Genomic DNA, 12,799 nt, shown 5'->3' with positions numbered 1-12,799 from the left:
CGACCTTCCCGACCGTCATTCCGGCGAAGGCCGGAATCGCTTTACGACGATCATGCGGTTCATCGATTCATCAATCTTGCGAAGAACAGACAGCTCATCTGCATGAAGCGATTCCGGCCTTCGCCGGAGTGACGTCGTTGAAAGTTTCGATGCTCTTGTTGCTGTTCCAGGCCCGGGCTTTTTGATGCAAGGGTTCAGTCCAATGGAGATCCGATGTCGACCGATCTGCCTCCCGTCAAGCGCATCCGCTGGAGTCAGGCGTATCGCATCGTGCCCAGCCGCTTCCCGCCGGTGGGTGTATACGATCGCATTGCCGATCCGGCCGATCTGGACGCCGTATTCGCGATCGAGGCCATGACCAATCCGCGTCTGCGCGAGGAGGCTGGCGCACTGAAGCTGGTGCCGAAGGAGCGCCGCATCAGCGGGCCGGGCTCCACCCCGGTGATGGCCGCATTTACCCATCTCAATCCGGAAGGCAGTCGCTTCTCCGATGGCAGCTGGGGCGTGTTCTACGCCGCGCACAGCGTCGCCACCGCAGTGGAGGAAACCGTGTATCACCGCGAGCAGTTCCTTGCCGCCACCGCCGAGCCAGCCTGCGACATCGAGATGCGCTGTTACCGCACCAGCATCGCCGGCAAGCTGCACGACGTGCGTGATGGCTGGCCCGAAGCGCAGGATCCGCACAGCTACGTCGCCAGCGTGGCGTTGGCGCAACAGCTGCGCAAGGCGGGTTCCAACGGCATCGTCTACAACAGCGCCCGCCATGCGGGCGAATGCGTGGCCGTCTTCTATCCGGACCTGGTGGCGCCGTGCGTGCAGTCCGAGCACATGATCTATCGCTGGAACGGACAACACATCGCGATGGTACTCAAGGTGTCCGAGCTCTCTCGTCCGCGCTAATCTCGGGGCTTGCCCCAGAGCCGAGGTGGAACGATGAAACGACTGATCATCCTGCTGTTCGCGTTGCTGCCGCTGCTGGCCCATGCCCGCGAGAACGATCATGCGCAGTGGAACCCGGCGATCGCCGCGTTCGAGGCAGCCGATCGGGCACATGCATCGGCACCGGGTTCGATCCTGTTCATCGGCAGCTCGTCGATCGAGCACTGGAAATCGCTGGCGGCGGATTTCCCGGAAGTGAACGTCATCAACCGCGGCTTCGGCGGCTCCGTGATCAGCGACTCGACCTTCTTCGCCGATCGCATCGTGGCGCCGTACCACGCTCGCGCCATCGTCATATATGCCGGCGACAACGACCTGCAGGAAGGCAGCAGCCCGGAACAGGTACGCGACGATTTCGCCGCGTTCGTGCGCAAGGCGCGTGCCGTCGACCCCGGCGTGCCGATCGCCTTCATCGCGATCAAGCCCAGCGTGGCGCGCGCCGCGTTGCTGCCCGAGATCCGTCAGGCGAATGCCTTGGTCAGCGCGTATGCCGCGACACAGAAGGGCGTGACTTATCTCGATGCCTTCACGCCCCTTCTCGGCAAGGACGGCCGGCCACAGCCCGAGTTGTTCGGCGCGGACGGTTTGCACATGAATCGCAAGGGCTATCTGCTGTGGATCGGTGTGATCCGGCCCTGGGTAGATGCGTTGCCGCGGTAAGCCTCAGGTATCCGCGTTAGTCGCCCAGCCCTCGCGATTGCCGCGCGTGAACACGCGATCCTCGTCGAGTACGTCACCGGCAGCATGCGCAGGCAATTCGTGCAGCTTCGCGTAGATCGGCGTGAAGTCGGGATGCGTCGCCTCGAACAACTGCTCGAAGCCATCGATCACGAAGTAGGTCTGCTGGTAGGTGTCGATGCGGTAGCGCGTGCTCATCACGCGCTCAAGGCCGAAGCCGATGCGGTTCGGCGATGGCGAATCCAGCGAATAGATCGACTCACCCTTGGAGCTGACGATGCCGGCGCCGTAGATGCGCATGCCTTCGTCGGTGTGGATCAGGCCGAACTCCACCGTGTACCAGTACAGGCGGGTGAGGTTCATCAGCGCTTCGGGGCCAATCGCGAACGCCTTCATGCCGCCGCGGCCATAGGCCTGCATGTAGTCGGCGAACACCGGGTTGAGCAGCAGCGGCACGTGGCCGAACAGGTCGTGGAACAGGTCCGGCTCGCTGAGGTAGTCGAGCTGGTCGGGCTTGCGGATCCACCAGCTGACCGGGAAGCGGCGGTTGGCCAGGTGATCGAAGAACACCTCGTCCGGCAGCAGGCCTTCCACCGCGACCACTTCCCAGCCGGTGGCGGCGCCAAGCACCTTGTTGAGCTCGGCGAATTTCGGGATGCCGCCTTCGCCGAGGCCGAAGCGTTCGACGCCGGCCATGAACTCCTTGCAGGCGCGGCCGGGCAGCATCTCGCGCTGGCGCTTGAACAGGGTGTCCCACACCTCGTGGTCGGCCTGGCTGTAGCTGGCCCATGGCTGCTCGACCACGCCGGTGGCGTACACCGGCACATAACCGCGATCGGTCTGCTGGTGCTCGACCTTGCGGGGCGTGGTGTTTTCCATGCTGGACTCCGGGTGGCGGTATGCCTTGCAACAGCTTACGGCCGATTCGCCACACGAAGCTTGTTTTGTTGCCAAAAATACCTTGTGTATTGCACTATCATTGCCATGGAAGTAAATAAAACGTAGGTTTATTGCGTATGACGACACTCGACCGCACCGACCTGCGCCTGCTCGCCGTGTTGCAGGGCGAGGGCCGCATCACCAATGCCGAGCTGGCCGAACGGGTCAGCCTGTCGCCGTCGGCCTGCCTGCGCCGGCTGCAGCGATTGGAAGCGGACGGCATCATCACCGGTTATGCCGCCCAGATCGATCCGCAGGCAGTCGGCCTGGGCCTGCAGGCGTTCGTGCGCGTGCAGCTGAGCAAGCATGAAGCGGAAGCGATCGAACGCTTCGTCGAGCACGTCAACGGCTGGGACGAGGTGGTCGCCTGCCACGCGTTGACCGGCGACATGGACTACCTGCTGCACGTCTATGTGGCCGACCTCCAGGATTTCTCGCGCTTCCTGCTCGACCATCTGCTCAACGCCGCCGGTGTGGCCGACGTCAATTCCAGCTTCGTGCTGCGCACGGTGAAGCGTTCGCCATCGCTGCCGTTGAGCCAGCTGGAGCGTTGAGTGTCCTTGCCCGTGTCGACTAACGCTAAACTAATCGACTGATGAGTATCGACACCGCAACCACCCCCGAACGCGACCTGCTGCGCCCGCTGCGTTACCTGTGGCGCGTGCCGCTGGTGCTTCTGCACATCGTGCTGGGCATCCTGCTGTGCTCGCTGATCCTCAGCTGGAACCAGCATGCGGTGATGAAGGACGGCAGGGAGCCGTTCGCGCACCGGATGATTCGCTGGTGGTCGGTCAAGCTGCTGCGCATCTTCGGCCTGCGTTCGGTGCGTCGCGGCCAGCCGCTGGCCGATCCGGTGCTGTTTGTCGCCAATCACACCTCGTGGATCGACATCGAGATGCTGCACAGTCAGCGCGCCGCCTGCTTCGTGGCCAAGGCCGAGATCGCCGACTGGCCGCTGGTCGGCTGGCTGGCTGCGAACGGTGGCACCATCTTCCACCGCCGCGGCAGCAACCATTCGCTGTCCACCGTGATGCAGGTGATGGTCGAGCGGCTGCGCGATGGCCGTTCGGTGGCGGTGTTCCCGGAAGGCGGCACCGGCTACAACGGCGTGCTCAAGGTGTTCCATGCGCGCATCTTCCAGGCCGCGCTGGATGCCGGGGTTCCGGTACAGCCGGTGGCGCTGCGCTTTGCCCGCGCCGGCCGTCGTGTCATCGACGCCGGTTTCCGCGAGGACGAGAGCTTCATGAGCAACATCGTGCGCATGCTGGGCGAGGCGCCGATGGATGCCGAAGTCCATTTCCTCACGCCGGTACCGGCCACGCCGGATGCGCGGCGGCGCATGGCCGATCTGTCACGCGAGCGCATCGCCGCAGCGCTGGAAGACACCATGCCGGACGATCGTCACGCATGAGCCTGCCGCGCGGAAAGGATTTCCGTCCACCCTGGCCGCTGCGCAGCGGCCACATCCAGACCATGCTGTCGTCCAGCGGTGTACGCCGCATGTTGCTGCCGCGTGCAGCCCAGACGGTGCTGGAGGGTGCCGAGGCGGTGGTGGTCGACGGCGGTGGCGGTGTGCGCCTGACCGGTGCCTATACGGCGCAGAAGACGCATCCGCAGGCGCGCGGTCTCGCCGTGCTGTTCCATGGCTGGGAAGGCAGCGTCGATTCCACCTATGTGCTGCAGACCGGCAGCCGCCTGCTCGCCGATGGCTGGGACATCTTCCGGCTCAACTTCCGCGACCACGGCGACAGCCATGGGCTCAACGAGGCGCTGTTCCATTCCTGCCGCATCGACGAGGTGGTGCATGCGCTGGGTGACATCGCGCAACGCTGGCCGGCACGTCCGATCGCGCTGGCCGGCTTCTCGCTGGGCGGCAATTTCGCACTGCGTGCCGCGCTGCAGACGTCGCGCGTCGGCATTCCGCTGAGCTATGTGCTGGCGGTATGCCCGATCATCGATCCCGGCGAAGGCCTGTTCTCGCTGGAAGAAACCGCGCCGTGGTTTTACCAGGCCTACTTCATGCGCAAGTGGCGCCACTCGCTGCAGGCCAAGCAGAAGGCGTTTCCGCAACACCAGTATTTCGAGATGTCCGAGCTCAAGCAGAACCTGCGCGGCCTGACCGAGGCGATGGTGTTGCGGCATACCGACTTCAAGTCGCTGCAGCAGTATCTGGACGGCTATTCGGTGGCCGGTGACATCATGCAGGCGATGCAGATACCCGCCACCATCCTCACCGGACGCGATGATCCGGTGATCCCGGTCGACGCCTTCGAGAAGCTCCAACTGCCACCAAACGTGGAACTCGACATCGCCGACTACGGCGGCCACTGCGGTTTCATCCGCGGCTACGGCATGACCAGCTTCACCGACGACTACATCGCCGCGCGTTTCAACGCGATTGCCGACCAGCACTGATTCCGTGGCCGGCTTTATGCCGCACTGCAGTTTGACAGTGCGAATTTAGATCGAGTCAAATCGGACATTCCGGTCACTTCGAGGCCGGCAACCGCCACAACGCCGTTGTTCACAAAGCTTGAGCAGCGACTTCAGAGGCCCGGTCATGAAGACTTCGACATGGCGTCGCACCCTGTATCTGGGCATGGCGGCAGTGATGGGAGCCGCCGCCGTCCGGGCAGCCGCGCTGCATGGCGAAGCCCCGGCCGTGTCGAGTCCGGGCCTGTTCCAGACCTCGTTCGAACCCGGCGAACCCATGCCCCTGCCGGCGACGCCGCATGCCGTGTTCACGGCGCAGGTGGCGGGCGGCCCCGCCAAGGCGTTTGCGCTTACCGCCAAATCCGGCGCCGGCTTCAGCGGGCTGCATTCGCTGCACTACCACGGCACAGCGGCCGGCCATCAGCAGCAGCGCCTGTTCGATGTCGACCTGCCGGTACGGGCCGATACGCAACTGTCCTATCTGGTCTTTCCCCAGCACGTCGAAGGCGACCTGAGCGACCCGGCCAACTACGTCGCGGTGGATCTGGTTTTCGACGACGGCACGCGCCTGTCCATGCATGGCGCGCGGGATCAGCACCGCATTGCCGCCACGGCGCGCGGACAGGGCGTGGGCCGGACGCTTTATCCGGATCAGTGGAATCTCGTGTCGATCGATCTTGGCCGCGTCGCCGCGGGGCGACGCATCCGCCAGATCGTGCTCGACCACGACGGTCCGGCGGCCATGTTCGACGGCTATGTCGACGACCTGCGTATCGGCGCCAAACCCGCCGATACGCGCAGGCGGCCCAGCGACTTCGTCGACACGCGCCGCGGCAGCAATGCCAATGCCAACTTCTCGCGAGGCAACACCTTTCCGGCGCTGGCCGTGCCGCACGGCTTCAACTTCTGGACGCCGGTGACCGACGCGAGCGGCAACTGGCTGTACCAGTACCAGGATCACAACGGCCCGGACAACCGGCCACGGCTGCAGGCGTTCGCGCTGTCGCACGAGCCGAGCCCGTGGATGGGCGACCGCCAGACCCTGCAACTGATGCCCGAGGCGCAGGCCGGTGGCGTGCCGCTGCTCGATCGCATGGCGCGCTCGCTCGGCTTCAGTCACGCCAACGAGACGGCGCATGCGCACGACTACCGCGTGGCGTTCGACAACGGCATCGTCACCGAGATCGCCCCGACCGACCACGCGGCGATGTTCCGCTTCACCTTCGCCGGTGACCGCTCGCAGCTGCTGTTCGACAACATTACGGATCACAGCGGCAATGACCACACCAGCATCGCGCTGGACGCCGCCGGGCGCAGCTTCAGCGGCTGGTCCGATGTCAAAAGCCGGCTTTCCACCGGCGCTACGCGGCTGTTCTTCTACGGCACGGTCGATCAGCCGGTGCAGCGCAGCGGCCGCTTGACCGGTGCCGGCCGCGATCATATCGCCGCGTGGTTCGGCTTCGACACGCGTACGCAGAAAGTGGTGAACCTGCGCATCGCCACGTCGCTGATCAGCCTCGACCAGGCCAGGCACAATCTCGCGCTGGAGATCGCCCCCGGCGACACGCTGGAAAGCGTGCGCGAGCGGGCGCAGCAGCAATGGGACAAGGTGCTCGGCGCGGTGCAGGTGCAGGACGCCAGCCGCGACGAGCTGACCACGCTGTACTCGAATCTCTATCGCCTGTTCCTGTATCCGAACGAGGCGTACGAGAACACCGGCAGTGCAGCGCAGCCGCATTACCAGTACGCCAGCCCGTTCTCCGCGCCGACCGGCAGCGATACCGACACGCAGACCGGCGCGCGCATCCTCGACGGCAAGCCCTACGTCAACAACGGCTTCTGGGATACCTACCGCACCGCGTGGCCCGCCTATGTCCTGCTCGCCCCGACGAAGGCCGGCGAGATGATCGACGGCTTCGTGCAGCAGTACCGCGATGGCGGCTGGATCGCGCGCTGGTCCTCGCCCGGCTACGCCGACCTGATGGTCGGCACCAGCGCCGACGTAGCGTTCAGCGATGCCTGGCTGAAGGGTGTGCACAACTTCGATGTACGTGCGTTCTACCAGTCCGCGCTGAAGGACGCCACGGTGGTCAGCCCGCTTGCCGGCACCGGCCGCAAGGGCCTGCAGCGTTCAGTCTTCAACGGCTACACCGATACCGGCGTGGACGAAGGACTGTCATGGTCGATGGACGGCTATATCAACGACTTCGCGATCGGCAACCTGGCCGCCGCGCTGGCGCAGCAACCTGTGGCGGACGATCCGTATGCCGCGCATTACGCCGATGATGCGGCGTACTTCCACAACCGCGCGCTCGACTACGTCAACCTGTTCGATCCCGCGGTGGGCTTCTTCGTCGGCCGCGATGCCGCCGGCCACTGGCGCTACGACGCCAAGGATTTCGACCCGCTCCGCTGGGGCGGTGACTACACCGAGACCGACGCGTGGAACATGGCCTTCCACGCACCGCAGGACGGCGCCGGCCTTGCCGCGTTGTACGGCGGTCGCGCGGGACTGGCCGCGAAGCTCGATGCGTTCTTCGCCACGCCGGGCAACTTCCACGTCGGCAGCTATGGCGAGCCGATCCACGAGATGCTGGAGGCGCGCGCGGTGCGCATGGGCCAGTACGGCCACAGCAACCAGCCCTCGCACCACATCATCTACATGTACGACCTCGCCGGGCAGCCGTGGAAGGCGCAGGACAAGGTGCGCGACGTGCTGTCGCGCCTCTACGTCGGCAGCGAGATCGGCCAGGGCTATCTTGGTGACGAGGACAACGGCGAAATGTCCGGCTGGTACGTGTTCAGTGCGGCCGGCTTCTATCCCTTGCGCATGGGTACGCCGGACTACGTGATCGGCGCGCCGTATTTCCCGCACATGGATATCCGGCTGGAGAACGGCAAGCACATCGTGATCGATGCGCCCGCGGTCAGCGACAGCAACCGCTATATCCAGAGCCTGCGCGTCAACGGCCAGCCGTGGAACCGGCTGACCCTGCCGCATGCGCTGCTGGCTCAGGGCGCCACGCTGGATTTCACGATGGGGCCGAAACCCTCGACATGGGGTAGCGACGAGGCCGCGTTGCCGCCGTCGCTCACGGCCCACGGCAATCCGCAACCGTTGCGTGATCTCACCGATGGCGGGCAGGGCGAAGTCAGCAGCTCGCCAGCCATCCCGCAGTTGGCCGCGCTGTCCGACAACGACAGCAGCACCGAAGCCATGCTGCCCGCGGTGCCGGTCACGATCAGCTGGCATTTTGCGCAGCCGCGCGAGGTCGCGCTGCTCACGCTCACCTCAGGCGCCAGCACCGCCGCCCCATCCAGCTGGCAGCTGCAGGCATCCAGCGATGGCCAGCACTGGCACACGCTGGATGCACGCCAGCACGAGCGCTTTGCCTGGCCACGGCAAACGCGCGCCTTTGCCGTGCATGCGCCGGGCAGCTACACGTATTACCGCCTGCAGCTTGATCCGTCGCCGGGCGCGGCGCCCACGGCGCTGGCTGAGATCGAACTGCTCGGATCAGACGCGGCGAGCCCGTAATCGCCGACGTTTCAGAACGTCGGCCCGAGCGCACGCTGCCGCATCCAGCAGGCGATGCTCATGCGGTCGCGCGTGGCCGGCAGCACCTCGTGCTCGAACTGCGCCGAGAGAAACAGCAGCAGGCTGCCAGCATACGGATAGATGTCGCGATGCGAGCCACCGTCCAGATACAGTCGCAGCGCACCGCCATTGGCGACCTGCCAGTCTTCGTTGAGGTAGAACACCGCCGACACCACGCGCGCATCGCTGTCGCGCAACCGGTCGATATGCCGCGTGTAACCGGCACCCGGCGGATACACCGCATAGTGCGATTCGCATTCGACCAGGCCGAGCATCAGCTGGCGGTTGAGCGCGAGGCGCAGCGCGTCGAGGCGATCGGTGAACGCCTGCTGCGGCAGGCTCATCGCCCCGGCCTGGAACCAGTGCGTGCTGTCGCCGCGCAACGGCGTGGCCGTGCGCGCGGCGCCGACCCGCGCCGGCGTCAGTTGTTGCGCCTCGTGCATGGCGCGGCATTCGGATACCAATGCCTGCGTTTGCGTGATCGACAGCAGATCCGGCACCACGCACCAGCCATCGGTGGCCAGCGCGTTCGTCACGCCGCTGAATTCATGGGAAGGAATGTTCATCAGGCGCAGTGTACCCAGCGATGTAAAGCTAAGGATGCTCTGAATAACTCGTCATCCCAGCGAGGCGCTTTTCAACAGCCGAAGGCTGGTCAAGCTGGGATCCAGTGTGGTTGCAAGTCACGGAAGACGCTGGATTCCAGCTTTTGCTGGAATGACGAGCAATGGCTTATTCAGACCATCCCTAACGCTTGCGCAGCGGATCGAGCAGCGACGACAGCCCGTTGTGATCAAGCTCCAGCATCAACGCCAGCAGCTGGCCCAGCTCGCCGTTCGGAAAGCCCTTGCGCGCAAACCACGCTAGATACGCGCCGGGCAGGTCGGCGATCAGCCGACCCTGATACTTGCCATACGGCATGCGCGCGCTCACCAGCTTCGGCAGGTCTTCCGCTTCCATCATCGTTCCTGTCGGGCTACTTCGCGAACAACTGTGTGCGGTCCGCGAATGCCTTGAACTCCAGCGCATTGCCGCAGGGATCGAGCAGGAACATCGTGGCCTGCTCGCCGGGCTGGCCCTTGAAGCGGACATGCGGCTCCACCACGAAACGCGTACCGGCCGCCTGCAACCGCTCGGCTAGCGCCTGCCACGCCTCCATCGACAACACCACGCCGAAGTGACGCACCGGCACCTTGTCGCCATCGACATCGTGTGCCGCCACGGCGCGTGCTTCCTCCGGCGCCAGATGCGCCACGATCTGGTGACCGTGGAAATCGAAATCGACCCAGCTGTCGCTGGAGCGGCCTTCGGGGCAGCCGAGCAGATCGCCGTAGAACGTGCGGGCGTTGGTTAGCGAGGTCACCGGGAAGGCGAGGTGGAAGGGTGGGAGATCGAGCATGATTGAGTTCAAGAGGGAAAAGTGTGCGAGGGTCTGAGGCGTATGAGTTCTAAGTCAACGCAGCAGGTAAATAAATGATTCTGACCCCCGTACCACTATCGAATTATTTTGTGTCGCTTCCAAAATCCATTTTTAGCTGCACTTTGGGTGTCGCGCTGCGATGCTCTATCACGCGGACTATTTCATAGTCCGCTTTTAGACCATCCTTAGTTATCCGTTGAGTGCGGCGAACAAGAGCGCGGATGATGTCGTCTTTAGCGAACTGTTCGTTCGAACGTATTCGTTGAAGGAACTCGTCATCAAGGATGTTGGCGTAAAAAGTGTTGCCGCCACCCTCCGTGAAGCGCCACTTGTTTCCATCTTGGAAGGCCAAGGTCAGCACTTGGAGAGTTGCAGTGTATTCGTCACTTTCCAGTTGTTCTTCTTGCGGTTCAGGTGCACGAAAGTAGTGTGCCTCGCTGCGCTCCACATGTACCATGACGTGCCGAGCTTGCTTGTCTACGGTTGAGATCGAATCGATACCTTCGTGTTCAAGCGGCTCCGTAATAAGTCCCTGGAGTGCCTTGCGAATTTTGTAATCCTGAAGCAGTCGATAAACGCTTTCTTCGACATCTACGGCTTGATCATCCACGATGAAGCGAATCTTGCCGTCGCCTATTGGCTCAATCTTGCGAATGCCGCGGCCGCGAAGCTTCAAAATCAACTGCACAACACCGATAACACCATCCTTGACCGATAGGCCAAGAAGGCCCATCAAGGTGCCTATGCTTGCGATCTCATGATTGCCTGCAAAGTCGAGCATCTTTTGCCACAGACTTTGCGCCAGGTCGAGTTCAATACCGAACGATCCCTGTCGGAACGACGCGTGTACATCGACTGAAACTTTCGCTTGTTCGCCGTTTAGAATTTCATTCGCCCGTTCTACCAAGTCGCCCATGGCCAACAACGCAGGTGCAAGTGCACGCACGTCCATCCGGTGCTCTTGAAGCGCCGGTCCGTCATACACCAAGTTGAAAGCAATTCTCTGTCCCATGACATCCATATTGTCCCCCTGAGCTGTCTCAAATACGGCGCGGCAGTCGACCCATCGTTCAAAAGTACGTTATTTCCAGATTGGATTGGCAGCGGGAACCGCGGGTCAGAGCCTTTTATGGGTACTCCGATACGCCAGCAGAAGTGGCATGACCAAGCTACACCCCCAAGTTACCCTCACGGCTTCACAAACCGCAACGTCATCCGATCCGATTCACCGATCGCCTTCATCTTCGCGTGCTCGCTGTCAGGCCCGGCCAGATCCGGCGGCAGGTGATGCACGTTGATGTCTTCCGGATCGTTCGGGTTGGCATTGATCTCCGATACGCCGGCTACGCGGAAGCCGGTCTTGAGGGCGAGCGTGATCAGGTAATCCTCGGGCAGGCGGTGCAGGGCCTTGCTGCTTTCCACGGCATCGGCGAACGGTTTGGCGCGGTGTTCGGTGATGCCGAACACGCCGCCGGGCTTGAGTACGTTGAACGCAGCCTGGAACACGGCATCGAGGGTGGCCGGGCTGTGGTTGAGCCAGTCGTGCGTGTTGCGGAAGGTGAGCACCATGTCGGCGGAGTTGTCGGCGCCGAGGTTCACCTGATCCGGCGGTGCGAACGGGATGACTTTCGCGATGTGTCCGTATACCGCGGGATCGGCCTTGAGCCTGGAGGTGAATTTCGCGGCTTTCGGCGGCGCAGCTTCGATCAGGTGGCCGTGTGCGTAGAGGAAGGGTGCGAGGATTTCGGTGTACCAGCCGCCGCCGGGCGAGAGTTCGATCACCGTCATGTCCGGCTTGATGCCGAAGAATTGCAGGGTCTCGACCGGGTGGCGGTATGGATCGCGCGCCTGGTTGGCGGGCGAACGCCAGTGACCGTTCACTGCCTGCTGCAGCGCCGTGGTGGTGGTGTCGGTTGCGGGCGTGGCGCTGGCGATGGTGGGGAGCAACAACGTCACGAGCAATGGGACGAGCAGCTTGCAGGTTCGACGAAACATGGTTCGACCCTCCTGACGATGAGTGTTCAAGAGTACGCCGAAACAGGCGCGCCGATTCAGCATCGTCAACAGGCCCGGATGGCTGCCCGATTCAACACCATGGAGAAATCCAGGTGGGGAAATCCAGGGTTTGACGCTGTCCCTGAACTCGTTCAGCCGTCGAGCATGCTGCGGACGGCAGCTTCCAGCGGTGGCAGATGTTGCTGCACGATGGCCTGCACGGTTTCGGCGTCAATATCGCCGAGATAGTTGTGCACAAGAATATTGCGGAAGCCGCTGATCTGTTGCCACGGGATCGCCGGGTAAGGCTGTTTCAGGTCATCGGGCAAGCGTTGCGTGGCCTCGGACAGAGTCTGCAGGTTGCGCAGGGTGGCGTCGTACAGCACCTCATCCCGGGTCAGGTCGCCACGCTGCTGGATGCGGCGGATCTTCTCGATGGCGTCGAGGATATGTTGCGCATAGGCCTGCCACACCTTGCTCACAGATCCACTGCCTCACTCAGCACGGTGTCGCGCACATGGCGGTTGAGCTCATGTTCGGGAATGAGATCGAGGCGTCGCCCGGTGATTTCGGCCAGCCGTTCGGCGAGCGGCATGCGCTGGGCGAACAGGTCGTAGCCGCGTGGAAAATCAACCAGGAAGTCGATATCGCTGTCCGGACCCTCCTCGCCGCGCGCCACCGAGCCGAACACGCGGATGCGACGCGCGCCGTATTGACGGCATGCGGCATGAATGGCCTCTCTCTGTACATGCAACAGATCAAGCAGCATGGTCATGGCCTCGCGGAGGACGGTGCAC

At 63.4% G+C, this 12,799-nt stretch carries 14 protein-coding genes; 6 read left to right on the top strand and 8 right to left on the bottom strand.

Features of this window, described 5'->3' with window-relative positions:
- The first annotated feature begins 213 nt into the window (after positions 1-213).
- Positions 214-900, top strand: coding sequence for an RES family NAD+ phosphorylase (locus ACYVKM_RS04880; protein ID WP_460876223.1), 687 nt, complete (start codon positions 214-216; stop codon positions 898-900).
- Between the two features lie 33 nt (positions 901-933).
- Entirely contained in the window at positions 934-1,599 is a 666-nt protein-coding gene (locus ACYVKM_RS04875) for an SGNH/GDSL hydrolase family protein (RefSeq protein ID WP_460876221.1), read from the top strand.
- A gap of 3 nt (positions 1,600-1,602) precedes the next feature.
- Here the strand turns inward: ACYVKM_RS04875 and phhA are convergent, their stop codons facing one another.
- The gene (gene phhA, locus ACYVKM_RS04870) at positions 1,603-2,496 is read right to left on the bottom strand and encodes a phenylalanine 4-monooxygenase (protein WP_460876219.1); all 894 of its coding nucleotides are present in this window, start codon (positions 2,494-2,496) and stop codon (positions 1,603-1,605) included.
- A 137-nt stretch (positions 2,497-2,633) separates the two neighbouring features.
- Here phhA and ACYVKM_RS04865 point away from each other — a divergent pair, with 137 nt between their 5' ends.
- The 4 genes from ACYVKM_RS04865 (at position 2,634) to ACYVKM_RS04850 (ending at position 8,527) form a co-directional block, all read left to right on the top strand.
- The gene (locus tag ACYVKM_RS04865; protein ID WP_460876218.1) at positions 2,634-3,110 is read left to right on the top strand and encodes an Lrp/AsnC family transcriptional regulator; all 477 of its coding nucleotides are present in this window, start codon (positions 2,634-2,636) and stop codon (positions 3,108-3,110) included.
- Positions 3,111-3,151: 41 nt separating this feature from the next.
- Positions 3,152-3,967 (top strand): lysophospholipid acyltransferase family protein, encoded by an 816-nt coding sequence (locus tag ACYVKM_RS04860; protein WP_460876217.1) that lies wholly within the window; start codon positions 3,152-3,154, stop codon positions 3,965-3,967.
- Positions 3,964-4,971 carry a YheT family hydrolase gene (locus tag ACYVKM_RS04855; RefSeq protein WP_460876215.1) on the top strand — a complete coding sequence of 336 codons (1,008 nt, stop codon included), beginning with the start codon at positions 3,964-3,966 and terminating at the stop codon, positions 4,969-4,971. The genes ACYVKM_RS04860 and ACYVKM_RS04855 overlap by 4 nt, the downstream gene beginning before the upstream one ends.
- Positions 4,972-5,116: 145 nt before the next feature.
- A complete protein-coding gene (locus ACYVKM_RS04850) occupies positions 5,117-8,527 on the top strand; it encodes a GH92 family glycosyl hydrolase (RefSeq protein ID WP_460876213.1) in 3,411 nt (1,136 codons plus the stop codon).
- 11 nt (positions 8,528-8,538) lie between these two features.
- Here the strand turns inward: ACYVKM_RS04850 and ACYVKM_RS04845 are convergent, their stop codons facing one another.
- The 7 genes from ACYVKM_RS04845 to ACYVKM_RS04815 all read right to left on the bottom strand — a co-directional run bounded on the left by ACYVKM_RS04845 (position 8,539) and on the right by ACYVKM_RS04815 (position 12,777).
- Entirely contained in the window at positions 8,539-9,153 is a 615-nt protein-coding gene (locus ACYVKM_RS04845; RefSeq protein WP_460876212.1) for a 2OG-Fe(II) oxygenase, read from the bottom strand.
- A 181-nt stretch (positions 9,154-9,334) separates the two neighbouring features.
- Complete coding sequence (locus ACYVKM_RS04840; protein ID WP_460876210.1) at positions 9,335-9,547, bottom strand: DUF3820 family protein; 213 nt, start codon at positions 9,545-9,547, stop codon at positions 9,335-9,337.
- Between the two features lie 16 nt (positions 9,548-9,563).
- Positions 9,564-9,986 (bottom strand): VOC family protein, encoded by a 423-nt coding sequence (locus tag ACYVKM_RS04835; RefSeq protein WP_460876209.1) that lies wholly within the window; start codon positions 9,984-9,986, stop codon positions 9,564-9,566.
- 103 nt (positions 9,987-10,089) lie between these two features.
- Positions 10,090-11,028, bottom strand: coding sequence for a hypothetical protein (locus ACYVKM_RS04830; protein WP_460876207.1), 939 nt, complete (start codon positions 11,026-11,028; stop codon positions 10,090-10,092).
- A gap of 167 nt (positions 11,029-11,195) precedes the next feature.
- The gene (locus ACYVKM_RS04825) at positions 11,196-12,002 is read right to left on the bottom strand and encodes a class I SAM-dependent methyltransferase (RefSeq protein ID WP_460876205.1); all 807 of its coding nucleotides are present in this window, start codon (positions 12,000-12,002) and stop codon (positions 11,196-11,198) included.
- Positions 12,003-12,154: 152 nt separating this feature from the next.
- On the bottom strand, positions 12,155-12,484 hold the full coding sequence (locus ACYVKM_RS04820; protein ID WP_460876204.1) for a HepT-like ribonuclease domain-containing protein: 330 nt from the start codon (positions 12,482-12,484) through the stop codon (positions 12,155-12,157).
- Positions 12,481-12,777, bottom strand: a complete 297-nt coding sequence (locus ACYVKM_RS04815; RefSeq protein WP_460876203.1) for a nucleotidyltransferase family protein — start codon at positions 12,775-12,777, stop codon at positions 12,481-12,483. The genes ACYVKM_RS04820 and ACYVKM_RS04815 overlap by 4 nt, the downstream gene beginning before the upstream one ends.
- Between the last annotated feature and the right edge of the window lie 22 nt (positions 12,778-12,799).

This window comes from Rhodanobacter koreensis, assembly GCF_054782855.1.
Note: the sequence above shows the minus strand (reverse complement) of the source record. Positions and strands in the feature narration are given on the sequence as shown.